Origin of the sequence: Lacisediminihabitans changchengi (assembly GCF_016634425.1) — a bacterium.
Taxonomy (GTDB): domain Bacteria; phylum Actinomycetota; class Actinomycetes; order Actinomycetales; family Microbacteriaceae; genus Lacisediminihabitans; species Lacisediminihabitans changchengi.
The window spans coordinates 239,409-262,824 of record NZ_JAEPES010000001.1 but is presented as its reverse complement, the minus strand read 5'-3'; the positions used below and the strand labels follow the sequence as shown (position 1 = coordinate 262,824).

Here is a 23,416-nt window from a genome sequence, read left to right as displayed (position 1 = left end):
CCGATGCCCGTAACCCAAGAGCAAGCCGACTGGTTCTCCGGCGCCTTCGAGCGTCTGGTGGACAACATCGACCAGGCGATCCTGGGGAAGAAGCACAGCATCCGTCTAGTGCTCACGGCGATGCTGTCGAATGGCCACGTTCTGCTCGAAGACGTGCCGGGAACCGGTAAGACCGTGCTCGCGAAGGCGCTGGCGAATACGGTGGATGGCACGCACTCCCGCGTGCAGTTCACCCCTGACCTGCTGCCGTCCGACGTCACCGGTGTGACCATCTACGACCAGAGCAAGGGCAAGTTCGAGTTCCACCCTGGCCCGATCTTCGCCTCCGTCGTACTTGCGGACGAGATCAACCGCGCCAGCCCCAAGACCCAGAGCGCACTGCTCGAGGTGATGGAGGAGGCCATTGTCACCATCGACGGCGTCGGCCACCCGGTGGGGGAGCCGTTCCTGGTGATCGCCACACAGAACCCGGTGGAGCAGGCCGGAACCTACACGCTCCCCGAGGCGCAGCTCGACCGCTTCCTCATCAAGACCTCCCTCGGCTACCCCGATCACGACACCACCGTCAGCCTGCTGATGGATTCCTCGAACCGCGCCAGGGCATCCTCGATCAAGCCGATCATCGCCTCGGAGTCGGTGGTGATGATGTCGCAGCTCGCCAGCGAAGTGCACGTCGATGCCGCGGTGATGGGCTACGTGAGCCAGCTGGTCAGCGCCACCCGCGTCGACAAGGATGCGGCCCTCGGCGTGAGCATCCGTGGCGCCCTCGCCCTCGCCCGCGCCCTCAAGACCTGGGCGATCTCGCAGGGCCGCACCTTCGTCACCCCCGACGACGTGCGCGAACTCGCCGTACCCGTGCTGGCGCACCGCATCATCGTCGACCCCGAATCGGAGTTCGCCGGCGTCAGCGGTGCCGACATCGTCTCCCGCGCCATCGTCGAGGTCGAGCCGCCGGCATACCGGGCCGCCTGATCGGATGACGACAGCTCCCGCCCGCCGCCCGTCGCAGTCGCTCATCGCTGTGCGACAACTTCGGCGCGCCATCGCGGACGCTGGTCGTGCCCTCGGATCGCTCGCCCGGCGCGGGGGAGCCTTTGCGTGGCGGTATCTCGGGCCCGTGCTGGCCTCGATCAGCATGGTCGGGCGACTGACGCTGGGCGCGGCGATCGTGTCGTTCCTGATCAGCATCATCCTCGGCTGGGTCGAGTTCACCTTCCTGGGGGCGACTCTCCTCGGCGGGCTTCTGGTCGCGGCCTGCTTCTCGTTCGGCCGAGCCACCTACGCGGTGACCATCGAGCTGAACCCGCGTCGGGTGACGGCGGGCGAGCGTGCGCTCGGGCGGATGCTCGTGGTCAACACCGGCCAGCGTCCGGTCATCCCGACCCGGATGGAACTGCCCGTCGGTGCCGGAGTCGCCGAGTTCTCGATCCCGCGCCTGGCTCCGGGCGCGGAGAGCGAGGAACTCTTCGCCATGCCGACGCATCGGCGCGCGCTCATCCTCGCCGGTCCGGCCATCTCGGTGCGGGGGGATCAGCTCGGACTCATCCGCCGCACAGTCAAGTGGACCGACCAGGTCGAGCTCTTCGTACACCCCAAGACGACGCGGCTCATGGCGACTGCGCCCGGCCTGGTGCGCGACCTCGAGGGGCAGACGAGCACCGTCATCACCGACAGCGACCTCGCCTTCCACGCGCTGCGGTCGTACGAGCCCGGCGACGACATCCGCAATGTCCACTGGCGCACATCGGCCCGTACCGGAATGCTCATGGTGCGCCAGTACACCGAGACCCGTCGTTCGCAACTGCTGCTGATGCAGAGCGCCGAGACCACGCATTACGCCTCCGAGGATGAGTTCGAACTCGCCATCTCGGTGATGGCCTCCATCGGGTGCCAAGTGATCCGCGAGAAGACCAGCCTGCACGTGATCTGGGAGGAGGCGCGGCTGCGCAGCCGCTCGATGACCTCCCTGCTCGACGACTCGTGCCGCATCGCTCCCACCACGGACGCGTTCCCCAACCTTCGCGAATTCGTGCGGTCCACGACCCGTGCGCTGCCGGTGCCGTCGCTGGTGATCCTCGTCGTCGGCTCCCAGGCGCCGACCACCGAGATCCGCTCCGTGTCGACCCTGTACGGCAGCGACACCGTGATGATCGCTGTCCGCATCGATCTGGATGCCCCCGCGGGGCTCTCCAAGATCGGCAACACCGTCGTCGCCACGGTCGGCAAACTCAGCGACCTGCCCGCCCTGCTCGATCGGACCGGCCGATGACCGCCGCGACCGCGACGATGCGGCCGCGCGATCGGGCGCGCGGACTGCAGACGGTGAGCCGCACCACCTGGGTCGACCTCGCGGTGCTCACGGTACTCAGTGGTTTGTCCATCGCCGGCTTCGAACCCGCCTTCGGTCCGTACAACTATTTGCTCGCCGCGATCGGCGGACTCGTCGTCGGCACTGCGGCCGCCCTGGTCTGCTTCCTGTTCCGGATCACGATCGTGCCGAGCATCGCGATCGCTCTGGGCGCGTACGTGCTGTTCGGAACGGCGTTCGCGATGCCGGCGCAGGCAATCGGCGGAGTCATCCCGAGCCTGACCAGCCTGGCCGGCACGTTCCAGGGAGCGGTGTTCGGCTGGGCCGACATCGTGACCCTGCAGACGCCGGTCGAGGCGCCCCCGTACATCGCCGTAGTGCCGTACTTCGCCACCTGGCTGGTCGCGCTGATCAGCGTGTCGGTCGCGGTGCGCTGGCTGCCGCGGAAGAAGCGCACTGCGCTGCGCTCGAGCGTGCTCGTCATCCCCGCGCTGGTCCTCTACTTCGCCGGCATCATCATCGGAACCCGCGAGCCGTACTTCGCGGGCATCCGCGGCGTCGCCTTCGCCGTGATCGCCCTGGTCTGGCTGGGCTGGCGCCGCAAGCAGAGCGGCGCGGTATCGATCACCGTGGACGGCTCGGCTCGCCAGCGCAAGATCATCGGCGTGGCCATCGTCGTGATCGGTGCGGTCGTGATCGGTGGGGGCGGCGGATACCTGCTGAGCCCGAAGCCCGACTCGCGCTTCGTGCTGCGGCAGGAGATCACCCCGCCGTTCGATCCGCTCGAGTATCCGAGCCCGCTCGCCGGCTTCCGCAACTTCACCAAGAAGGAGGCGAAGACCGACCTCTTCACCGTGCGGGGGCTCCAGGAGGGCCAGAAGCTGCGGATGGCGACCCTCGACAGCTACGACGGCCTGGTCTGGAGCGTGGCGAGCCCGAGCACCCAGACCAGCGACTCGGGCGGCTTCGAGCTGCTCGGTCGCGACATCCCGGCCCCGCCGCTCGCGAAACCCGGTGGCACCTCGACCGTGAAGGTCACGGTCGACGGCTACGCGGATGTCTGGCTCCCGACCGCTGAATACCCCACCACGCTCGACTTCGACAGGTACACCGGCGTCGACCCCACGACCACCGTGCGGATCAACCCGACGACCGGTACCGCAGCGGTGACCAGCGGCGTGAAGAAGGGGCTCGTCTACTCGGTCGGCGTCACTAGCCCCACGGTGCCGAATGACAGGGCGCTCGCGAAGGTGCCGACCGCGCGCCTGACTCTGCCGCCGGTGACGAAGGTCCCGGACGTCGTCTCCGCGAAGGCGACCGAGTACGCGGGCACGGCGAAGACGACGATCCAGCAGCTGCGCAATATCGAACGCTCGCTCACGACGGTCGGTTTCCTCAGCCACGGGCTCGCCTCCGACCCGGTCCCGTCGCGCGCAGGTGAGGGCTCCGACCGCATCACCGAGCTGTTCACCAAAGAACCGATGGTCGGCGACGAAGAGCAGTACGCCTCCGCCTTCGCGCTCATGGCGCGGAGCCTCGGGTACCCGGTGCGGGTCGTGATGGGCTTCGCCCCGAAGGTCTCGACGGGAACGAACGAGGTCGTCGTCACCGGCAAAGATGTCACCGCCTGGGACGAGGTCGCCTTCGAGGGAGTCGGCTGGGTTCCGTTCTACCCGACCCCCACCAAGACGGATGCTCCCCAGGAGCAGACCACCAAGCCGAAGATCGAGCCGCAGCCGCAGGTGCGTCAGCCGCCGACATCCAATCAGCAGCAGGACGAGGTGCTGACCCCGGTCAAGATCAGCGACAAGAACCCGGATGACAAGAAGGCCGGCTTCCAGGTTCCGGTCTGGGCCTACATCGTGGGCGGCATCATACTCATCCCGCTGCTGCTGTTCTTCGTGCCGTTCCTCATCATCGGCGGGCTGAAACGGCGTCGGCGTCGTCGGCGTCTCACCGGCGGATCAGCCGACCGGCGTGCGGCCGGATCGTGGGACGAGTTGCAGGACCGGTACAGCGAACTCGGTGTCGGCATCCCGGCCAAGACCACGCGTATCCAGGCCGCCGCGCTGATCGACCAGTCCGTTGCCGCCGAAGGCCTGGTTGCGCCCGAGGGCGGATTCGTGCCGCTTGCCGGTCGAGTGGATGTCGCGGTCTTCTCCGGCGAGGACGTGCAGGACGAGACCATCGCTTCGCTCTGGGCACAGGCGGATGCCGCGACCGCGGCCTCGCTCGCCTCCGCCGGGCGTCTGCGACGGATGATCGCGGCGTTCCGGTATCGCCGTGCTGCGCGTGCGGCGACCCGTCGCGAGCGGACGAGACGGCAGAAGGCGCGGACTGCGGCGATCGCGAAGCTCTGACCCTCGCGGTTCTGGCCCGCCCGACTCTGGCTGGCACTGGAGCGTGCGTTAGGTTAGCTGCGTATCCGGCGTGCAACGAGGGGGATTCGGTGGCGAGCGACGACAACCCGTTCCTGATCTCGAGACCGCCGGCATCCGTGCCGAAACCCGCGGCAGTTCACGCCGCCGGCGAGACGCCGGCGCCCGATGAGACGTTGGCGCCCGACCCCGAGAACTTCATCACTCTGCCGCCCGGCATCGTCGACTCCGGCACCTTTCGGCTGCCTACCCCGCGGGCCGAGCGCCAGCAGGAGCAGACCCGCAGCTCGGCGGAGATCGTGTTCTTCCCCGTGGTTGCCGGCGTGCCCGTTCAGCCCGCGGTCGACGAGGAGACGCGCATCACCGCACCCGCGACACCGGGCTGGCGCATCATCCTTCCGCGCGGCGGACAGGTCGTTCCGCTTGCCGGCGCGCTCTACATCGGTCGAAACCCGGTACGGACCGCTGACAGACCCGATGCCGAGCTTGTGGCCGTGGACGACCCGGCGAAATCGCTCTCCAAGACCCACGCCCTACTCGAGGTCGACGACGACGTGCTCTATGTGCACGACCTCGATTCGACCAATGGCGTCTACATCGTGCAACCGGATGCCTCCGTGGTCGATGTCGAGCCCGGCCGTCGGGCCGCGGTCGCAGCCGGTGCCGAGCTCGAGCTCGGCGAGTACGTCGTGCGGGTCGAGCGCGCCTGAGTCAGCACGCCTGAGCCAGCACGCCTGAGCCAGCACGCCTGAGCCAGCACGGCGGGCCAGCACGGTGGGCCGGGAGCGACGCTAAAGACGGCCCCACCGCAAACGGTGTTAGCCTGAAAATGTGTTTTCCGGTCTGCTTCTCCTTCCCGGCCGCGACGAGTCCTAGTTTCCAGGCCTCCCTCGTCGCGGGGTTCTTCGTTGGCTGACCACCGTTTTCTGTAGGAGACAGCACCATGAATAGCGAAATCATCACGCGCCCGCGCACCCTCGCCGAGAAGGTGTGGGACGACCACCTCGTCGTCAAGGGCGAAGACGGCAACCCCGACCTCATCTACATCGACCTGCACCTCGTGCACGAGGTCACCAGCCCGCAGGCATTCGATGGCCTCCGTCAGGCCGGCCGCCCGGTGCGCCGCCTCGATCTGACCATCGCCACCGAAGACCACAACACCCCGACGCTCGCGATCGACAAGCCGATCGCCGACCTCACCAGCCGTACGCAGATCGAGACGCTGCGCCGCAACTGCGAGGAGTTCGGGGTTCGGCTCCACCCGCTGGGCGACATCGAGCAGGGAATCGTCCACGTCGTCGGCCCGCAGCTCGGCCTGACCATGCCGGGCATCACGGTCGTCTGCGGTGACTCGCACACCTCCACGCACGGTGCCTTCGGTGCCATGGCGTTCGGCATCGGCACCAGTGAGGTCGAGCACGTACTCGCTACGCAAACCCTCCCGCTCACGCCGTTCAAGACCATGGCCATCACGGTCGAGGGTGAACTGCGGCCGGGGGTGTCGGCCAAAGACATCATCCTCGCCGTCATTGCGCAGATCGGAACGGGCGGCGGCCAGGGCTACGTTCTCGAGTTCCGTGGGAGCGCCATCCGCGCGCTCTCCATGGAGGGCCGCATGACGATCTGCAATATGTCGATCGAGGCAGGCGCGCGCGCCGGCATGGTCGCGCCCGACCAGACCACCTACGACTACCTGAGGGGTCGCGCCCACGCGCCCGAGGGGGAGGACTGGGATACCGCGGTCGCCTACTGGAACACGCTGGCGACCGACGACGACGCGGTCTTCGACGCCGAGGTCTACCTCGACGCGAACACCCTGGAGCCGTTCGTCACCTGGGGCACCAACCCCGGGCAGGGAAGTTCGTTGAGCGAGAGCATCCCGAACCCGGCCGACATCGTGGACCCGAATGCCCGTGCCTCGGCCGAACGTGCGCTGGAGTACATGGACCTCGCGCCCGGTACGCCGCTCAAAGACGTTCGCGTCGACGCCGTGTTCATGGGCTCGTGCACCAACAGCCGCATCGAAGACCTGCGCGCGTTCGCGTCGATCATCAAGGGGCAGAAGAAAGCGGATGGCGTGCGCGTGATGGTCGTACCGGGCTCGGCCCGGGTGCGCCTCGAGGCTGAAGCCGAGGGCATCGACAAGATCGTCGAGGAGTTCGGCGCGGAATGGCGCTTCGCGGGCTGCTCGATGTGTCTCGGCATGAACCCGGATCAACTCGCGCCGGGAGAGCGCTGCGCCTCCACCTCGAACCGCAACTTCGAGGGGCGGCAGGGCAAGGGCGGTCGCACGCACCTCGTCTCCCCGCTCGTCGCCGCGGCGACCGCAATTCGCGGCACGCTGTCCAGTCCGTGGGATCTGGCCAATGCAGGCGTAGGTTCAGACCAGGACCAAGCGGCTCAGCAGCCAGTACGGAACGGGGTGGTCGCGTAATGGAAAAGGTATCCGTCGTCACCGGCGTCGCCGTACCGCTCGAGCGGGCAAACGTCGACACCGATCAGATCATCCCCGCGGTCTTCCTCAAGCGGGTCACCAAGACGGGCTTCGAAGACGCCCTGTTCTACGCCTGGCGTCAGGATCCCGACTTCGTGCTCAACCAGCCAGCCTTCGCCGGCGCTCGCGTTTTGTTCGCCGGGCCCGACTTCGGCACAGGGTCCAGCCGCGAGCACGCCGTCTGGGCTCTGCGCGACTACGGCTTCGACGTGGTGCTGAGTCCCCGCTTCGGCGACATCTTCCGGGGAAACTCGGGCAAGCAGGGTCTGCTCACCGGGCAGATCAGTGAAGAGACCCTCGAGGCGGCCTGGGCGGCGATCCGGGCGAATCCCGGCATCGAAGCAACGGTCGATCTCGTCGGCAAGACGGTCACCATCGGGGATCACACAGCCTCGTTCGAGATCGATGAATACACTAGATGGCGGCTCCTCGAAGGCCTCGATGACATCGGCCTCACCTTGCGCGACGAAGCGCACATCACCGAGTTCGAGGCTCGCCGCGAAAGCTGGCGTCCGCGAACGATTCCCGAACGACAGACTGCAGGTAACTGAATGAACTCCATCGCGACCGATGCACAGGCCAGGGACGCACTGAAGGCGGGCGCTCGCGTGGGATTGAAGTCTGACAAGATTACGATCACCGGTGGCAACCCGCTGAAGGGCCGGATCTCGGTCCGCGGGGCGAAGAACCTCGCCACCAAGGCGATGGTTGCGGCGCTGCTAGGAGAAACCCCGAGCATTCTGCGCGACGTTCCCGACATCAGCGACGTTCAGGTCGTTCGCGGGCTTCTCGAGGTCTACGGCGTCAAGGTCTCGAGCCCGGCCCCCGGTGAACTGCGTTTCGACACCAGCAACGTCGAGAAGGCGCACTTCGCCGAAATCGATGCGCACGCCGGCTCGAGCCGTATCCCCATCCTGTTCTGCGGTCCGCTGCTCAACCGGCTCGGCGAGGCACGCATCCCCGACCTCGGCGGCTGCCGCATCGGCGACCGTCCGATCGACTTCCACCTCGACGCGCTCCGCGCGATGGGTGCCATCGTCGACAAGAGCTACGAGGGCATCTACATCACCGCCCCCGACGGACTGCACGGCGCGAACATCCACCTCCCGTACCCGAGCGTCGGCGCCACGGAGCAGGTTCTGCTCTCGGCCGTTCGCGCCAAGGGCACCACGGAGCTGACGAACGCGGCCATCGAGCCCGAGATCATGGATCTCATCGCCATCCTGCAGAAGATGGGCGCGATCATCTCGGTCGAGCCGAACCGCGTCATCCTGATCGAGGGTGTCGATCGCCTCGAGGGCTACAAGCACCGCGCGCTGTTCGATCGCAACGAGGTCGCCAGCTGGGCGGCGGCGGCACTCGCCACCCACGGCGACATCTTCGTGGAGGGCGCGCAGCAGTCCGAGCTGATGACCTTCCTCAACGTCTTCCGCAAGGTCGGCGGCGCCTTCGATGTGGAAGAGGACGGCATCCGCTTCTACCACCCGGGCGGCGAGCTCAAGCCGGTCACCATCGAGACGGATGTCCACCCCGGCTTTATGACGGACTGGCAGCAGCCGCTGATCGTGGCCCTCACCCAGGCGCCGGGCATCTCGATCGTGCACGAGACCGTCTACGAAGACCGCTTCGGCTTCACCGAGGCGCTCAACGAGATGGGCGCGAACATCGTCGTGCACAAGCAGGGTCTTCCCGACCACCCGCGGAGGGTCGCCCGTCGCGACTTCGAGCAGGCGGCGGTCATCACCGGCCCGACCAAACTCACGGGGGCGGATGTTCGCGTTCCCGACCTGCGCGGCGGCTTCAGCTACCTCATCGCGGCGCTCACCGCCGAGGGGCAGTCGACCATCAGCAACGTCGGCATCATCAGCCGGGGCTATGAGCACTTCGTCGACAAGCTCGCCGTTCTCGGCGCGGACTTCGTCTTCGAAGGCTGATCGCGCGGTGGGCACAGCTCCGAAGCCACAGAAGACCAGTCCAGGGAAGACCCGTTCTGAGAAGACGGCGGTCTTCCGGTTCATCGCGGGCGCGGTCATCCCGGTGTTCGAGGTCTTCACCAGGTTCGTGATCGTCGACGGCGACAAGATGCCCAACACCGGGGCGTTCGTGCTGGCGCCGAACCACTTCACCGAGATCGACCCGGTGGTCATCGGTCGGGTGGTCTGGAAGCTGGGCCGTGCCCCGCGCTTCCTGGCCAAGGCTTCGCTCTTCCGCATCCCGTTCGTGGGTTGGATGCTGCGCAAGTCCGGCCAGGTGCCGGTCGAGCGCACCGGCACCGACCGCACCTCCGATCCGCTCGCCGCCGGCCGCAAGATCGCCGAGGAGGGCCTCGCCGTAATCGTCTACCCGGAGGGTTCGCTGACCCGCGACCCCGACCTGTGGCCGATGCGGGGCAAGCTCGGTGCAGTCCGAATCGCTCTCGAGGCCGACATCCCCCTCATTCCGGTCGCGCACTGGGGCGACCAGCAGATCATGCCGCGCTACGGCAAAGGCTTCCACCCGTTTCCCCGGCACACCGTCACGGTCAAGTTCGGTGACCCGGTCGACCTGTCTGCCTTTCGCGGACGACCCTTCGATTCGACGATGCTCACGGAGGCGACGACGCTGCTGATGCACGACATCGCGGCACTTCTCGGTGAGCTGCGTGGCGAGACGCCGCCCGCGAAACTGTGGGACCCCGCCGAACACAACCAGAGCGAGATCGGGCGATTTTGAGCAACACGATGACCATGCCGATCCGCATTCCCCAGCCGGGGGCGCGCCGGGTCGCGGTGCTGGGCGCCGGCAGCTGGGGCACGACATTCGCCAAAGTCCTCGCCGACGGTGGAGCGGATGTCGCCATCTGGGCACGTCGCGCCGAGCTCGCCCGCGAGATCTCCGAATCGAAGCGCAACAGCGACTACCTGCCCGGCATCAACCTGCCGCGCAACCTGTGGTCGAGCTCGCGTTTGACCGACGTGCTCGACGGGGCCGAGATCGTGTTCCTGTCGGTGCCGAGCCAGAGCCTGCGCGAGAACCTCAGAGCCGTGCGCACGCTCATCCCGCAGGGTGCCATCGTGGTCAGCCTGATGAAGGGCGTCGAGAAGGACACCCGTTTTCGGATGAGCGAGGTGATCGGTCAGGAGCTGGAGATCCATCCCGACCTCGTGGCCGTCGCATCCGGCCCCAACCTGGCGCTCGAGATCGCGAAGGAGCAGCCGACCGCGGCGGTCGTCGCGTCGAGCTCGCTGGAGACGGCCACCACGGTCGCGACCATTGCGACCAACCCGTACTTTCGCTCGTTCGTGAACACGGATGTCATCGGCACCGAGTTCGGCGGAGTGCTCAAGAACCTCATCGCCGTGGCCATCGGCATCGTGGACGGGGTGGGGTACGGCGAGAACACGAAGGCCTCGATCATCACGCGCGGGCTGGTGGAGATGACGGATTTCGCGGTCGCGTACGGCGGACTGCCGCAGACGCTGTCGGGCCTCGCGGGGCTCGGTGACCTCATCGCGACCTGCGAGTCGTCGCTTTCGCGCAACAACACGGCCGGCCGACTGCTCGGCCAGGGCTACAGCTTCACCGATGTCGTCAAGCAGATGAACCAGACTGCCGAGGGTCTGTCGTCGGTCGCTCCCGTTCTGGAGCTCGCCCAGGCGAAGGGTGTCGACATGCCGATCGTGTCGCAGGTCGCCGAGGTGCTCGCCGGCACCATGGACCCACGGGACATCGCGCCACACCTCACCACCGACACCGACTCCGGCAAGGTCCTCCCGCTGGTCGAGTAGGTGCTTTCGTCGGTTGAGTAGCTCCCGAGGGACGAGGACGAGTATCGAAACCCGCCCGCGGTGGTCGCGCGATTGCTACTCGACCAGCGTTACGGCGAGGGAGTCGGCGTCGGGCTGGGGGCGTTTTTGTATGGATCGATCACCGTCGTGCAAACGTGCTCGTCCTGCTTGATGTAGCCGACCGCGTCGGCCAGCGCGTCGAGGATGATCGTGCCCTGGCCATCCGTCAGCTTCGAGTCGATCACCACCTGCACGGCGGGCTTGCGGCCGAACGTCGTGTACACATAGGTGGGCTTACGGCTCGAATCCTCGACCCAGTCGATACCCTTCACCGAATAGCAGAGGTCGGCGGTCGGGCCGGTCTGCGCCACACCACAGCGCAGCAGCACCGAGGCCGGGTTGCCCCAGGCGCTGGTTGCCTGGGCGTCCGTCTGGCGGATGGGGTAGGTGGCGACGGCAGTGGGGAGGTGCACGATCACGTCCGCACACTTCGGGTTGGTGGCATCCGCCGCCGGTTCGAGCGCGACGGTGGGGGTGCAGGCGGCCAGTGTCAGCAGCAACAGGGGAGCGAGTAGCAGTGACGGCAGCAGTCGGGTGCGGGCGGCGGATCTCATCGTATTCAGGCTACCGTTGTCGACTGTGACGAAGCCCCAGAGTGCGCCTGCCGGATCTCCAGAAGGTGACGACACCCTGGGTGATGTCGGCGAGAGTGCTGTGCTCGCCCGCATCTTTCCGCGGCTCCCGGCCGCCTCCGCGCAGCTGCTCGGCCCCGGCGATGACGCCGCAGTGGTCGCTGCCCCCGACGGCCGCTACGTCGTCACCACCGACATGATGATCCACGGACCCGACTTTCGGCTGGCCTGGTCTACGCCCCACGATCTCGGCTGGAAGGCAGCCGCCTCCAACCTCGCGGATGTCGCTGCTATGGGCGCCGTGCCCACCGCCCTGGTCGTGGCCATTGCTGCCCCCGCCGACTCCCCGGTTGCGCTGCTGGAGGGCATCGCCGACGGTCTGCGCGACGGATGTGCGGATCTCGCTCCCGGCTGCGGTGTCGTCGGCGGCGACCTGTCGGTCTCGCCGACGTTGACCATCGCCGTGACCGCGTTCGGCGACCTCGAGGGCCGCACCCCGGTGCTCCGCTCGGGAGCTCGGGTCGGTGACGTGATCGCCGTCGCCGGCGTGCTGGGGGAGTCGGCCGCTGCCCTCCGCCTGCTGTTCGAGGGGGCCGTCGACGCCGACGGGATTCCGGATGCCCGGCTCGCCGAATCCCTTCGTGCGAGCACCGCCGCTCAACTCGCTCCGCAGCCGCCGATCGCCGCAGGACCGATCGCGGCCATCGCCGGAGCGACCGCCATGCTCGACCTGTCTGACGGCCTCGCCCTGGATGCCGGGCGCATGGCGAGCGCCAGCGGCCTGGCGATCGACCTCGACCCGTTGCCGACGGCGGAGGCTCTGTTCGGCGGGGAGGATCACTCCCTGCTCGCGGCATTTCCCCCGGGCGCGGAAATTCCGGCGGAGTTCCGCGTTATCGGGCGAGCGATCGCCGGAAGCGGTGTACTGGTCGCCGGTGTTCCGCTGGAGAAGTCCGGCGGCTGGGATCCGTATCGCGAGTGGGATAGCGCCGCCGGTTGACCCCTCCGCCGTTCGAGTAGCGCCTGAGCGCCCGCGCGAGGACGCGTATCGAGGCCCGCCGCGTGATGGGTTTCGATACGGCTGCTCCTTCGTCGCGGCCTACTCAACCGGCGGTGTGGGCGACGCCCACCACAGCGTCGTGTCGCCGTAGTCTTTGCGACGGTCGAGCTCGAGCCCCTCGGGCCAGGCCGGTTCGGGGGATCGGGAGCTGCGCTCCACCAGCACCACGGCATCCGGAGCGAGGCGCGGCACCAGCACCGCGAGATTGTGCATGAGCTCGATCTCGCCCAGGTCGTACGGCGGGTCGAGCATGACGACATCCCACTCCGCCAGATTCGACGACAGGAACGACTGCACCGGCTGGCTGCTCACGTCGATCGTGAGGGTCGACCCTTTCGGTGCCTGCCGCAGCACCAGTGCGGCGTTCTTGCGGCTGGTCTGGGTGGCGGGAAGGCTGCGCTCGACGAGCAGCACCCGCGAAGCACCGCGGCTGGCGGCCTCCAGACCGAGCGCACCTGACCCGGCGTACAGGTCGAGCACGCGGGCTCCATCGAGCACTCCGCGGGCGTCGAGAGCGGAGAAGATCGCCTCGCGCACCCGGTCGCTGGTCGGGCGGGTGCCGTTGCCCGGAGTGCCCAGAGTGATCGAGCCGGCGAACCCGGAGATTATGCGTGTCATCGTCTCCACGGTAGCGGCATCAGGATTGCGTGTGGGAGCGACGGATGTTCACCCCGCGGGTCTACCGTGGCGGCATGGCACCAGACTTCCGCAAGCCCTTTCGCGCGCTCACCCCGCGGCTGAAGCGGCCCGCCCTCGAGACAGCGCAACTCCAGCTCGAGCCCGAGCGCTCGGAGCATCGCTCGAGCCTCATCGCCGACGCCGTGTACCGCGACGGCAAGCGCATCGCCAGCCCCAAGAACCTGTCAGACACCTACGCCGCCCTCGACGCCGCACCGGATGCCATGGCCTGGATCGGCCTGTACCGCCCGACGCCGGAGGAGATCAGCTCGCTCGCCCGCGAGTTCGGGCTGCACGAGCTCGCCGTGGAGGACGCGATCGTCGCGCATCAGCGTCCAAAGATCGAGCGCTACGGCGACACCCTGTTCGTGGTGCTGCGCGCCGCCCGCTACGTGGAGGTGGAGGAAGAGGTGGAGTTCGGCGAACTCCACGTCTTCATCGGCCCGAACTTCGTCATCACCGTGCGCCACAGCGAGTCACCCGACCTCAGCATCGTGCGCCGACGGCTGGAGCAGACACCGGAGCTGCTCGCGCGCGGCACCGAGGCGGTGCTCTACGCGATCCTGGACGCCGTGGTCGACGGCTATGCACCGGTGGTCGCCGGTCTGGCCAACGACATCGATGAGATCGAGACGCAGGTGTTCGACGGTGACCCGCAGGTCTCGCGGCGCATCTACGAGCTGTCGCGTGAGGTGATCGACTTCGAGCGCGCCGCGCGTCCCCTGGTCGACATCCTGACCACCCTGACCAAAGGGTTCGAGAAGTACAAGATCGAGGTCGAGCTTCAGCAGTATCTGCGCGACGTCGCCGACCACGTGGCGAGCATCACCGATCGGGTGGAGGAGTTCCGCATCCTGCTGCGCGACATTCTGACCGTCAACGGCACACTGGTCGGTCAACGTCAGAACGAGGACATGCAGCGGGTCACCGAGGCGAGCAACCGGCAGGCGGTGGAGGCCCGCAAGATCTCGGCCTGGGCAGCCATCCTCTTCGCCCCCTCGATCATCTCCGGCATCTACGGCATGAACTTTCGAATAATGCCCGAGCTGATGTGGGAATTCGGCTACCCGGTCGCGATCGGGCTGATGCTCGTCGTCGCCGTGACCCTCTACTCGATCTTCAAGGGCAAGAAGTGGCTATAGCTGCCGACTCATGACGGGCGTGTCGGTCGTCGCAGGTAGCCTCAAGGGGTGGACTCCCCGCTCGACGCCAAGCTCAGCGTCTCCGTCGGTCCCCGCACCGCGACCGCGCTGCAGAAGGGCCTCGGGCTGGCCACCGTCGGCGACCTGCTCAGCCACTATCCGCGTCGTTATGCACTGCGCGGTGAGCTGACGGCCCTCGCCCAACTCTCCATCGACGAGAGCGTCACGATCGTGGCCGAGGTCGTCGACGTGCGGGAGCGCACCATGCAGGCCAAGCGAGGCTCCATCCTCGAGGTGACGATCAGTGACGGCACAGATGTGCTCACGCTCACCTTCTTCAACCAGGCCTGGCGCAAGAACGAGCTGCGCGTCGGTTCGCGCGGCATCTTCGCCGGCAAGGTCAACGAGTACCGCGGCACCCCGCAGCTCGCCCACCCCGACTACGAGCTGTTCCCGGCCGACACGGATGACGGCGACACGAGCGCGGCGGATGAGCGGGCCCGGCAGTGGGCAGAGCTCCCCATCCCGATCTATGCCGCGACCGGCACCATCGCGTCCTGGCAGATCGCCGCCGCCGTCGGCGTGGTGCTCGATGGCCTGCCGCCGCTGCCCGACCCGGTGCCGTTCGAGGTGCGCACCGCGCGCAAACTGATGTCGTACTCGCGCGCGCTCGAACTGATCCACCGCCCGCAGAAGGAGATCGACTGGCGCGCGGCGCAGAAGTCGCTGCGCTTCCAAGAGGCGTTCGTGTTGCAGGCCGCGTTGCTCGAGCAGCGCGCGATTCTGCGGCAGCAGACATCCGTCTCCCGTGTTCCAAAGCCCGGCGGCTTTCTCGAACGCTTCGACGCGCGGCTGCCGTTCACCCGCACCGGCGACCAGATCAGGGTCGGCGAGGAGATCGCGGATGACCTCGGCTCGACCTCCCCGATGAACCGGCTCGTGCAGGGCGAGGTCGGCTCCGGCAAGACACTCGTCGCGCTGCGGGCGATGCTCGCGGTGGCCGACTCCGGCGGGCAGTCCGCGTTGCTTGCGCCCACCGAGGTGCTCGCCGGGCAGCACCTGCGCTCGATCGTGAAGACGCTCGGTCCCGACCTCGCAGCGCAGTTGCGCCCCACGCTGATCACGGGTCAGCTCGCGACGGCCGACCGCAAGAAAGCGCTGCTCGCGGCGGTCACCGGTCAGGCGCAGATCGTCGTCGGAACGCACGCACTGATGAGCGACACGGTGGGCTTCTACGATTTGGGGCTGGTGGTCGTCGACGAGCAGCACCGCTTCGGTGTGGAGCAGCGCGAGGCGCTCCGCCGCAAAGGGGCGACTCCACCGCACGTGCTGGTGCTCACCGCAACGCCGATCCCGCGTACGGTCGCCATGACCGTCTTCGGCGACCTCGACGTGTCGACGATCGCAGAGCTGCCCGGGGGGCGCTCGCCGATCCAGAGTTTCGTCGTGCCCCTCGCCGAGAAGCCGAGCTGGGTGAACCGCGTCTGGGAGCGCTCCGCCGAGGAACTCGCCAAAGGGCACCAGGTGTTCGTCGTCTGCCCGGCAATCGACCCGGCCGACACTTCGGACCCTGAGCTTGTCGAAGGGCCGGACGGCGACGCTTCGACAGGCTCAGCGACCGTGATTGCCAACGTCACCGACACGCTGGCCCTGCTGCGCGCGCATCCACTTCTCGCCGGTCGCCGCATCGAGCCGCTGACCGGCCGCATGCCGAGCGAGGAGAAAGACGCGGCGATGCGTGCATACGCCGCCGGCGAGATCGACGTGCTGGTCGCCACCACGGTGATCGAGGTCGGGGTCGACGTGCCCAATGCGTCCACGATGGTCGTGCTCGACGCCGACCGCTTCGGGGTCTCTCAGCTGCACCAGCTGCGTGGCCGCGTGGGCCGGGGCGGGGTGCCGGGACTCTGTCTCATGGTCACCCGCGCGGAGGAAGGAACTCTCGCCCGCGAACGGGTCGAGGCCGTCGCATCCACCCTTGACGGGTTCGAGCTCGCGCAGAAAGACCTGGAGCTGCGGCGCGAGGGCGACGTGCTCGGCAGCACGCAGTCCGGCGGCCGATCGTCGCTGCGGCTGTTGCGGGTCGCCCGGGACGGCGAACTCATCACCGACGCGAGGGAGCTGGCCGCGGGCATCCTGTCGTCGGATCCGTCGCTGGCGAAACACACCGAGTTGCGGGATGCGCTGGCGCGGCGGCTCGACGAGACCAGCCGCGACTTCCTGGCGAAGAACTGACCGTTTGGAATTCTGGCGTCCGTCGGTAACAGCGTGGTAACGCTGGGCCGATAGTCTGACCGCATGAGCAGGATCGCCGTCGTCCCTGGTTCCTTCGATCCGATCACCCTCGGTCACCTGGATGTGATCGAGCGTGCGGCCGGCATCTTCGACGAGCTGCACGTGCTGGTGGTGCACAACCCGAGCAAGTCGGCACTGCTGCCGGTCGCCAAGCGCGTCGAGCTGATCGAGCGCTCGATCGTCGAGGGCCGCCTGCCCGAGAACATCGTCGTCACCTCGTGGAGTGTCGGACTGCTGGTGGACTACGCGACCGATGTCGGCGCCACCGTGCTGGTGAAGGGCGTGCGCTCGCAGGTCGACGTGGCCTACGAGACCCCGATGGCGATCGTGAACCGTAACCTCGCCGGAGTCGAGACCATCTTCATGCTCCCCGACCCGGCCCACGCACACGTCTCCAGCTCACTGGTGCGCCAGGTCGCCGCGCTCGGCGGCGACGTCTCGCCCTATGTGCCGCACGCGGTGGCGCACTTCCTGCAGAGCGCGTGAGCCCGCGCTGCGGGCCTGACGAGAGCACAATGGACTCATGCTTCCTCTGAAACTCGGCTACAAGGCATCCGCTGAACAGTTCGGCCCGCGCGAGCTGGTCGAGATCGCGGTCGCCGCGGAAGGGCACGGAATGGAGAGCGTCGCCGTGAGCGACCATTTCCAGCCGTGGCGGCACGAGGGAGGCCATGCGCCGTTCTCGCTCAGCTGGATGGCCGCGGTGGGGGAGCGCACCTCCACGGTGCAGATCGGCACCTCAGTGATGACGCCGACCTTCCGCTACAACCCCGCCGTGATCGCCCAGGCCTTCGCCACCATGGGCTGCCTGTACCCCGGCCGCATCATGCTCGGTGTCGGCACCGGTGAGGCCCTGAACGAGGTGGCCACCGGATTTCGTGGTGCCGGCCCGCAGGACTGGCCCGACTTCAAGGAGCGCTTCGCCCGCCTGCGCGAGTCGATCCGCCTGATGCGCCAGCTCTGGACCGAAGACCGCGTCGACTTCCGCGGCGAGTACTACTCCACCCACGGTGCCTCCATCTACGACCGACCGGATGTCCCCATCCCGGTGTACATCGCGGCCGGCGGGCCGGTCGTCGCCCGCTACGTCGGGCGTGAGGGGGACGGCTTCATCTGCACGTCCGGTAAGGGGATGGAGCTCTACACCGAGCAGCTCCTGCCCGCCGTGCAGGAGGGCGTCGACAAGGTCGGTCGCGACACCGACCACATCGACAAGATGATCGAGATCAAGCTCAGCTACGACACCGATTACGACACGGCGCTCGAGAACACGCGCTTCTGGGCACCGCTGGCGCTGAGCAAGGAGCAGAAGCACGACATCACCGACCCCATCGAGATGGAGCAGGCAGCGGATGCCCTCCCCATCGAGCAGGTCGCCTCACGCTGGATCGTCGGTAACGACCCCGATGCCGTGGTCGCCGACATCACGAAGTATGTCGACGCCGGGCTGAACCACCTCGTGTTCCACGCTCCGGGGCAGGACCAGCGCCGGTTCCTCGACCTGTTCGAGCGCGATCTGGCGCCGCGCCTGCGTGCGCTCGGCTAGCCCCACTTTGCACGACAATGCCCGGTCGACCATGGGGTCGACCGGGCATTGCTGTGTCTGCGGCTGGTGGCTAGTGGCTGGTGGCTAGCGACTGGTGGCTAGCGACGGGCCGTGCGGCGTCCGCGCACGGCGATCCAGATCAGCAGCACGATGATGGCGCCGATGATCGAGCCGACGATACCGGCGGGCTGGAAGAAGCCGCCGGACGGGTCGGCGCCGAAGATCAGGTAGCCGAGGAAGCCGCCGACGAACGATCCGACGATGCCGAGCACGATCGTCATGCCGATGGAGAGGTTCTGCTTGCCGGGCACGAGGAGTCGAGCGACGGCGCCAGCGATGAGACCGATGACGATGATGCTGATGATGAGACCGAGCATTGGTAATTCCTTTCGGGTGGCGCGATTGTCGCGCACTCTTGGCTTGCGAGGACAGCCTCGCAAGTAACCACTAAACCCCTGACGTAGGTCTAGCGTTACCCCCTTGGGGGTGTAATCTCACCCCTATGGCGAGACCCCGTCCACCCGTGCGCGTGGCGCTGGTCGACGGCTATGACGTTGTGCTGACCGGACTAGCCCACATGTTCGATCAGTATCGCGACCGCATTGTCGTCTGCGAGATCGACGCAAACGCCGAACTATCTGACGAGATTGACATCGTCATGTACGACTCGTTCGCTCAACCAGAATCGGATCAGAGCGAGCTGGCGAAGCTGGTGGCGAATCCGCGGGCGGCCAGAGTGGTCGTGTACACATGGAACTTCCACCCGGCGCTCGTCGACAGCGCGCTCGAGCAAGGGGTGCACGGGTACCTGTCCAAAACGCTTCCGGCGCGCGACCTCGTCGCGGCGCTCGAGACCGTGCACGCGGGAGAGCAGGTGGTAAGCGAACCGCCCCGCGCCGGCACGAGCACCCGAGCGCTCGACTGGCCCGGCAAGAGCGAGGGCCTGAGTGATCGAGAGTCAGAGATACTCGCCCTCATCACCCAGGGAAAAAGCAATGCCGACGTCGCATCTCTCACCTACCTCAGCCCGAACACGGTGAAGTCGTATATCCGCAACATCTACCGCAAGATCGGTGCGAGCAGCAGGACGAGAGCGGTGCTCTGGGGCGTCGCACACGGCTTCACGCCTGACCACCATCGCATCGACCACTGGCTCGGCGGTCCATAAGGCTCAGCCGTTCAGCTCCGCGACCAGGCGATCGATGGTCGCCGTCCAGCCGGGCTGCATGCCGGTGGCCAGCTCGTCCTCGACCTCCTCGTCGGTGAGGGAGGCGGGGAGTTCAAGACGCAAGGTCAGCTCGGTGCGGCCGTCGACATCCGCGAGCTCGATGGTGACGAGAGGGGCGTTGTCGAGGTCGTCGGGGTCGATGGCGGGCCAGCCGCCTACGGCCCCCCAGGTAAAGACGAGACGTTCGTTCGGGACAACTTCGCGCTAGATGCCGCCGGTGATGTACGAGTCATCCTCGTCCACGACCATCAGCTGGCGCCAGGCGCCGCCGACACGGAGGTCGACCTCGGGGAGCTTGTTCTCGGCCTCCGGCTCGGCGAAGAACCAGCCGAGATGGTCGGGCTCGGTCCAGGCCTGGTACACGCGCTCGGGGGCAACGTCGAGAGTGCGGGCGATGGTGAAGTTGCGCTCGGTCATGCCGTCAATTAAGCCACGAACCCCGCCATCGTGCGGGTCTCGGCTGCGGAGACCCGCACGGCGACGGGGTTCGGTGGGGTGTTCGGTGTGAGCGCCGACGACAGCGCCGGCATCAGCGCTGGGCAGCGCAGAGGTAGCGCAGGCGCTCGGCCTCGCGCTCGCGAGCGAGGCGGGCCAGGTGCTGCTCGGCCCGGTTCGCGCGTCGTTCGCGCGTCTCGAGTTCGAGCGGCCGGCGGCTCCACGTGACCAGCGCAACTCCGAGGTGCAGCGCAGCGCGGTCGAGCAGGCCCACACGGCGTACGACCACGACGTGCTCGGGTTGGTTGAGATGCTCGTGGTGAACGGTACGACCGGGGCGGGTCGTGAGGCTGTTGGTCATGATCTTCCTTACGTGACGACACGACGGCGCGCGGATTGCGCGACGTCATGACCGACGGATGCCGCTCGTGGCGGCGGGAGGGGACGGCCGATCGCGTCCATGAACCAGGGAACCCGGTGCAGATGACAGCGCGGAGAAGCGCGATCGAACGTGTGGTGGTCACCCGTCGACGCGGAGAAGAATCTCGTGCGATCGAGGGTCGGGCTTCGTGAGCGTCACCACCGTCAGAACCGGTGGTGGACTACCGACCGGTCAGGCGGAGAAGACGCCGACGAGGCCGGCGGCAGTGGCTGGGGTCATTTCCCAAATCTTGTTGTAAAACACGCTGGCTCCTCTCGTCTGTTGGCGTGGGCACCACCGTAGCCGCACTCTCAGCGGATTCGCAAGAACTTTTTCGGGCCGGTCCGACTCGACGATGCGCCACGCCAGAATGTGCGCCACGCCAGAATGGAGGAATGACCTCGCCAGCGCTTCCCCACGACGGCGCAGTGCATGATCATGCAGTGCATATCGGTTACGCGGCGATGCTCGAGCAATTCCACCCGACGGAGGCGCTCGAACTCAGCGCGCTCGCCGAGTCACACGGCTTCACCGGAGTGATGGCTGCCGACCGCTTCCAGCCATGGGTGCCGCGGCAGGGTGAGGCGAGTTTCGTCTGGAACGTACTCGGCGCCCTCGGTCAGACGACCACGGGAGATCTCGGAACCGGGATGTCCGTGCCCACCTTCCGCTGGCATCCGGCAATGGTCGCCCAGGCCAGTGCGACGCTCGAGGCGATGTACCCGGGCCGGCACTGGCTGGGCATCGGTTCGGGTGAGGCGATCGACGAGCACGTGACCGGCACATACTGGCCGGAGACCGCCGAGCGGATCAACCGGATGTTCGAGGCCGTCGAGATCATCGGCAAGCTGTTCGCGGCCTCCGCCTCCGGACGCGACACCAAGCACAGCGGAACCTACTTCAGGCTAGAAACGTCCAGGTTGTGGACGATGCCCGCGGTTCCGCCGCCCGTCTTGATCGCGACATCCGGCCCCGTCACCGCCAAGCGTGCCGGCCGCACGGTTGACGGGATCATCGTCGATGGCGCCCCGATCGACAAGATCGCCGGCCTGCTCGAGCGCTTCGACGAGGGCGCGCGCGAGGTCGGGCGTGACCCGCGGCGCGGCCTGAAGGTGCTACGGCTGCATCTCAGCTGGGCGCCTACCCAGGCAGCGGCGATGGCTAACGCGATCACGGAATGGCCGAACGGCGGCATGCGCTTTCCGCGCTCAGACATCCGCTCACCGTATGAGTTCGAGCAGTTGGCGCGCTTGGTGAGGCCCGAAGACTTCGACGGACGGATGCTCGTGTCCGAGCATCCCGAGGCGCACCGCGAGCACATTCAGCGCTACCTCGATCTCGGCTTCGATCGCATCTATCTGCACAATGTCGGCCGCAACCAGCGCGAGTGGATCGAGCTGTTCGGTCGCGAGGTGCTGCCACGGCTGGTGCGGAATCACTGAGTGCGGGGCGGGAGAATAGAGCGTGACCATCGACACCATGCGAGCCCAGTGCTGACCGCCCCGCTCACCATCTGGGCTATCCCGGGCATTCCCGAGATCGTGACCGGCGACGACCTCGCCGAGGTGATCGGGCAGCGGGAGATCGACCTGCGCGACGGCGACATCCTCGCCGTGACCTCCAAGATCGTGTCGAAGGCTGAGGGGCGATTCGTCCAGGCGGACGATCGTGATCAAGCCATCACCGACGAGACCGTGCGCGTCGTCGCCACCCGCGGAATGACCCGCATCGTCGAAAACCGGCTAGGCATCGTGGGAGCCGCGGCCGGGGTCGACGGCTCTAATACGCCTGTCGGTACGGTGCTGCTGTTGCCGCTCGATCCCGATGCCTCCGCCGCGGCGCTTCGCGCGGCGCTCGAGGCACGCTTCAACGTGCGCCTCGGCGTGATCATCACCGATACTCTCGGTCGCGCCTGGCGTGAGGGGCAGACGGATGTCGCCATCGGCTCCAGCGGAGTCCGCGTTCTCGACGACCTGCGCGGCACCCTCGATGCCCAGGGGCGACGACTGGACGTCACCGTTCCCGCCGTCGGCGACGAGATCGCGGCCGCTGCCGACCTGGTCAAGGGAAAGAGCGAGGGGCTGCCGGTCGCGGTCGTGCGGGGTGTGGGCCACCTGCTCGACCCCGAGGCGCCCGGTGCCCGGGTGCTCACGCGTACCGGGCCGAATGACATGTTCCGCCTCGGCAGTGACGAGGCATATGCGGAGGGCTTCGCGGCAGGAAAGGCATCACATGGTCAAGGCGTATAGGGCGGATCGGCTGCCGACGACGACGGGCATTCGCAAGGCCGGGAAGACGATTCCCGACACGCACGAGCCGCAGCCGACCACCGAATGGGTAGTCGTGATCCCGGTGAAGGGCACGCCAGACGCCAAGTCGCGGTTCGGCGACACCGACAACGACGGCAACCGCGCCGCGCTCGCGCTCGCGATCGCCTACGACACCGTGCAGGCCGCCGTGGCGACGGCCGCCGTGAGCGGGGTTCTGGTGGTGACGAGCGCCGAGGCATCCGTGATCTTCGACGAGACGGATGCCCTGGTGCTGGTCGAAGAAGAGCCAGACGGGCTCGCTGCCGCCATCGCCCTCGGGGTGGAGACCGCCGAGGCGATGGGGGCTCCGGGGCGCGGGGTGGCCGTTCTCCTCGGTGACCTGCCGGCCATGACGCCCGCCGAACTCGATGCAGCGCTGGTCGCGGCCGCCGCGCACGACCGCGCGATGGTGACGGATGCCGCCGGCACCGGAACGACGCTGATCACCGCCGCAGACGGGGCCAGCCACGCTCCCGCGTTCGGTGTCGGCTCGGCGGAGGCACATCGTGCCGTCGGCTACGTGGCGCTGGAGATCGCGGAAGACTCCGGCCTGCGCCGCGACGTCGACACGCGCGAGGAGCTGCAGGCGCTGGTGGGCCGGCTCGGCCCCCGCACCAGTTCGCTGGTCGAGTAGCGCCCGAGCGTCCGCGCGAGGACGCGTATCGAGGCCCGGCCCGGGCAGGTTTCGATACGCGGACGCGCTAGAGCGCGTGCGCTACTCAA

The 23,416-nt window shown here is 67.6% G+C and carries 22 protein-coding genes and 1 pseudogene; 18 read left to right on the top strand and 5 right to left on the bottom strand.

The genetic code is table 11. From position 1 onward, the window contains the following. Positions 1 to 3: 3 nt before the first annotated feature. The 9 genes from IV501_RS01275 to IV501_RS01235 all read left to right on the top strand — a co-directional run bounded on the left by IV501_RS01275 (position 4) and on the right by IV501_RS01235 (position 10,947). A complete protein-coding gene (locus tag IV501_RS01275) occupies positions 4 to 972 on the top strand; it encodes an AAA family ATPase (RefSeq protein WP_200554605.1) in 969 nt (322 codons plus the stop codon). 4 nt (positions 973 to 976) lie between these two features. Continuing rightward, positions 977 to 2,269, top strand: a complete 1,293-nt coding sequence (locus IV501_RS01270; RefSeq protein ID WP_200554604.1) for a DUF58 domain-containing protein — start codon at positions 977 to 979, stop codon at positions 2,267 to 2,269. After that, positions 2,266 to 4,668 (top strand): transglutaminase TgpA family protein, encoded by a 2,403-nt coding sequence (locus tag IV501_RS01265; RefSeq protein WP_200554603.1) that lies wholly within the window; start codon positions 2,266 to 2,268, stop codon positions 4,666 to 4,668. Before IV501_RS01270 ends, IV501_RS01265 begins: the two co-directional genes overlap by 4 nt. Before the next feature lie 89 nt (positions 4,669 to 4,757). After that, complete coding sequence (locus tag IV501_RS01260; protein WP_307812122.1) at positions 4,758 to 5,396, top strand: FHA domain-containing protein; 639 nt, start codon at positions 4,758 to 4,760, stop codon at positions 5,394 to 5,396. A 233-nt stretch (positions 5,397 to 5,629) separates the two neighbouring features. Then, entirely contained in the window at positions 5,630 to 7,120 is a 1,491-nt protein-coding gene (leuC, locus tag IV501_RS01255) for a 3-isopropylmalate dehydratase large subunit (protein ID WP_200554602.1), read from the top strand. Further along, positions 7,120 to 7,731, top strand: coding sequence for a 3-isopropylmalate dehydratase small subunit (gene leuD / locus IV501_RS01250; RefSeq protein WP_200554601.1), 612 nt, complete (start codon positions 7,120 to 7,122; stop codon positions 7,729 to 7,731). The genes leuC and leuD overlap by 1 nt, the downstream gene beginning before the upstream one ends. Further along, a complete protein-coding gene (gene murA, locus IV501_RS01245) occupies positions 7,732 to 9,114 on the top strand; it encodes a UDP-N-acetylglucosamine 1-carboxyvinyltransferase (RefSeq protein WP_200554600.1) in 1,383 nt (460 codons plus the stop codon). A gap of 7 nt (positions 9,115 to 9,121) precedes the next feature. After that, positions 9,122 to 9,892, top strand: coding sequence for a lysophospholipid acyltransferase family protein (locus IV501_RS01240; protein WP_307812121.1), 771 nt, complete (start codon positions 9,122 to 9,124; stop codon positions 9,890 to 9,892). 8 nt (positions 9,893 to 9,900) lie between these two features. Next, on the top strand, positions 9,901 to 10,947 hold the full coding sequence (locus IV501_RS01235; protein ID WP_200554598.1) for an NAD(P)H-dependent glycerol-3-phosphate dehydrogenase: 1,047 nt from the start codon (positions 9,901 to 9,903) through the stop codon (positions 10,945 to 10,947). Between the two features lie 89 nt (positions 10,948 to 11,036). Here IV501_RS01235 and IV501_RS01230 read toward each other — a convergent pair whose 3' ends face one another. After that, positions 11,037 to 11,561, bottom strand: a complete 525-nt coding sequence (locus IV501_RS01230) for a DUF3515 family protein (RefSeq protein WP_200554597.1) — start codon at positions 11,559 to 11,561, stop codon at positions 11,037 to 11,039. Between the two features lie 25 nt (positions 11,562 to 11,586). Here IV501_RS01230 and thiL point away from each other — a divergent pair, with 25 nt between their 5' ends. Then, on the top strand, positions 11,587 to 12,579 hold the full coding sequence (gene thiL / locus IV501_RS01225) for a thiamine-phosphate kinase (RefSeq protein WP_200554596.1): 993 nt from the start codon (positions 11,587 to 11,589) through the stop codon (positions 12,577 to 12,579). Positions 12,580 to 12,678: 99 nt separating this feature from the next. Here the strand turns inward: thiL and rsmD are convergent, their stop codons facing one another. Continuing rightward, complete coding sequence (rsmD, locus tag IV501_RS01220) at positions 12,679 to 13,257, bottom strand: 16S rRNA (guanine(966)-N(2))-methyltransferase RsmD (RefSeq protein ID WP_200554595.1); 579 nt, start codon at positions 13,255 to 13,257, stop codon at positions 12,679 to 12,681. A 74-nt stretch (positions 13,258 to 13,331) separates the two neighbouring features. Here rsmD and IV501_RS01215 point away from each other — a divergent pair, with 74 nt between their 5' ends. The 4 genes from IV501_RS01215 to fgd all read left to right on the top strand — a co-directional run bounded on the left by IV501_RS01215 (position 13,332) and on the right by fgd (position 18,300). After that, on the top strand, positions 13,332 to 14,459 hold the full coding sequence (locus IV501_RS01215; RefSeq protein WP_200554594.1) for a magnesium and cobalt transport protein CorA: 1,128 nt from the start codon (positions 13,332 to 13,334) through the stop codon (positions 14,457 to 14,459). 48 nt (positions 14,460 to 14,507) lie between these two features. Then, complete coding sequence (locus IV501_RS01210) at positions 14,508 to 16,694, top strand: ATP-dependent DNA helicase RecG (RefSeq protein WP_200554593.1); 2,187 nt, start codon at positions 14,508 to 14,510, stop codon at positions 16,692 to 16,694. 63 nt (positions 16,695 to 16,757) lie between these two features. Beyond that, positions 16,758 to 17,240 (top strand): pantetheine-phosphate adenylyltransferase, encoded by a 483-nt coding sequence (gene coaD, locus IV501_RS01205; protein WP_200554592.1) that lies wholly within the window; start codon positions 16,758 to 16,760, stop codon positions 17,238 to 17,240. Positions 17,241 to 17,277: 37 nt separating this feature from the next. Next, the gene (gene fgd / locus IV501_RS01200) at positions 17,278 to 18,300 is read left to right on the top strand and encodes a glucose-6-phosphate dehydrogenase (coenzyme-F420) (RefSeq protein WP_200554591.1); all 1,023 of its coding nucleotides are present in this window, start codon (positions 17,278 to 17,280) and stop codon (positions 18,298 to 18,300) included. A gap of 98 nt (positions 18,301 to 18,398) precedes the next feature. On the opposite strand, the gene IV501_RS01195 is transcribed toward fgd, so the two are convergent. Continuing rightward, positions 18,399 to 18,677: a GlsB/YeaQ/YmgE family stress response membrane protein gene (locus IV501_RS01195; protein WP_200554590.1), complete on the bottom strand. Its 279-nt coding sequence runs from the start codon at positions 18,675 to 18,677 to the stop codon at positions 18,399 to 18,401. A gap of 125 nt (positions 18,678 to 18,802) precedes the next feature. Between IV501_RS01195 and IV501_RS01190 the strand changes: the two genes are divergently transcribed. Continuing rightward, entirely contained in the window at positions 18,803 to 19,468 is a 666-nt protein-coding gene (locus IV501_RS01190) for a response regulator transcription factor (protein ID WP_200554589.1), read from the top strand. A gap of 3 nt (positions 19,469 to 19,471) precedes the next feature. Here the strand turns inward: IV501_RS01190 and IV501_RS16050 are convergent. Together IV501_RS16050 and IV501_RS01175 are read right to left on the bottom strand one after the other, a co-directional pair. Next, positions 19,472 to 19,945 (bottom strand): annotated as a pseudogene (locus tag IV501_RS16050) (SRPBCC family protein). Between the two features lie 112 nt (positions 19,946 to 20,057). Next, positions 20,058 to 20,324 (bottom strand): hypothetical protein, encoded by a 267-nt coding sequence (locus IV501_RS01175; protein ID WP_200554587.1) that lies wholly within the window; start codon positions 20,322 to 20,324, stop codon positions 20,058 to 20,060. Positions 20,325 to 20,779: 455 nt separating this feature from the next. Between IV501_RS01175 and IV501_RS01170 the strand changes: the two genes are divergently transcribed. From IV501_RS01170 to cofC, 3 genes are read left to right on the top strand one after another with little or no spacing between them, the layout of a single operon-like run. Then, positions 20,780 to 21,826 (top strand): TIGR03557 family F420-dependent LLM class oxidoreductase, encoded by a 1,047-nt coding sequence (locus tag IV501_RS01170; RefSeq protein ID WP_200554586.1) that lies wholly within the window; start codon positions 20,780 to 20,782, stop codon positions 21,824 to 21,826. 51 nt (positions 21,827 to 21,877) lie between these two features. Continuing rightward, positions 21,878 to 22,633: a coenzyme F420-0:L-glutamate ligase gene (locus IV501_RS01165; protein ID WP_234698173.1), complete on the top strand. Its 756-nt coding sequence runs from the start codon at positions 21,878 to 21,880 to the stop codon at positions 22,631 to 22,633. Continuing rightward, the gene (gene cofC, locus IV501_RS01160; RefSeq protein ID WP_200554584.1) at positions 22,617 to 23,327 is read left to right on the top strand and encodes a 2-phospho-L-lactate guanylyltransferase; all 711 of its coding nucleotides are present in this window, start codon (positions 22,617 to 22,619) and stop codon (positions 23,325 to 23,327) included. The genes IV501_RS01165 and cofC overlap by 17 nt, the downstream gene beginning before the upstream one ends. Positions 23,328 to 23,416 lie beyond the last annotated feature (89 nt).

What these genes read in the sequence shown, in the direction of transcription:
- IV501_RS01275 (WP_200554605.1), top strand. Translation starts at nt 4, where the DNA reads ATGCCCGTAACCCAAGAGCAAGCCGACTGGTTCTCCGGCGCCTTCGAG.
- IV501_RS01270 (WP_200554604.1), top strand. Translation starts at nt 977, where the DNA reads ATGACGACAGCTCCCGCCCGCCGCCCGTCGCAGTCGCTCATCGCTGTG.
- IV501_RS01265 (WP_200554603.1), top strand. Translation starts at nt 2,266, where the DNA reads ATGACCGCCGCGACCGCGACGATGCGGCCGCGCGATCGGGCGCGCGGA.
- leuC (WP_200554602.1), top strand. Translation starts at nt 5,630, where the DNA reads ATGAATAGCGAAATCATCACGCGCCCGCGCACCCTCGCCGAGAAGGTG.
- leuD (WP_200554601.1), top strand. Translation starts at nt 7,120, where the DNA reads ATGGAAAAGGTATCCGTCGTCACCGGCGTCGCCGTACCGCTCGAGCGG.
- murA (WP_200554600.1), top strand. Translation starts at nt 7,732, where the DNA reads ATGAACTCCATCGCGACCGATGCACAGGCCAGGGACGCACTGAAGGCG.
- IV501_RS01235 (WP_200554598.1), top strand. Translation starts at nt 9,901, where the DNA reads ATGACCATGCCGATCCGCATTCCCCAGCCGGGGGCGCGCCGGGTCGCG.
- IV501_RS01230 (WP_200554597.1), bottom strand. Translation starts at nt 11,561, where the DNA reads ATGAGATCCGCCGCCCGCACCCGACTGCTGCCGTCACTGCTACTCGCT.
- rsmD (WP_200554595.1), bottom strand. Translation starts at nt 13,257, where the DNA reads ATGACACGCATAATCTCCGGGTTCGCCGGCTCGATCACTCTGGGCACT.
- IV501_RS01215 (WP_200554594.1), top strand. Translation starts at nt 13,332, where the DNA reads ATGGCACCAGACTTCCGCAAGCCCTTTCGCGCGCTCACCCCGCGGCTG.
- coaD (WP_200554592.1), top strand. Translation starts at nt 16,758, where the DNA reads ATGAGCAGGATCGCCGTCGTCCCTGGTTCCTTCGATCCGATCACCCTC.
- fgd (WP_200554591.1), top strand. Translation starts at nt 17,278, where the DNA reads ATGCTTCCTCTGAAACTCGGCTACAAGGCATCCGCTGAACAGTTCGGC.
- IV501_RS01195 (WP_200554590.1), bottom strand. Translation starts at nt 18,677, where the DNA reads ATGCTCGGTCTCATCATCAGCATCATCGTCATCGGTCTCATCGCTGGC.
- IV501_RS01190 (WP_200554589.1), top strand. Translation starts at nt 18,803, where the DNA reads ATGGCGAGACCCCGTCCACCCGTGCGCGTGGCGCTGGTCGACGGCTAT.
- IV501_RS01175 (WP_200554587.1), bottom strand. Translation starts at nt 20,324, where the DNA reads ATGACCAACAGCCTCACGACCCGCCCCGGTCGTACCGTTCACCACGAG.
- IV501_RS01170 (WP_200554586.1), top strand. Translation starts at nt 20,780, where the DNA reads ATGACCTCGCCAGCGCTTCCCCACGACGGCGCAGTGCATGATCATGCA.
- cofC (WP_200554584.1), top strand. Translation starts at nt 22,617, where the DNA reads ATGGTCAAGGCGTATAGGGCGGATCGGCTGCCGACGACGACGGGCATT.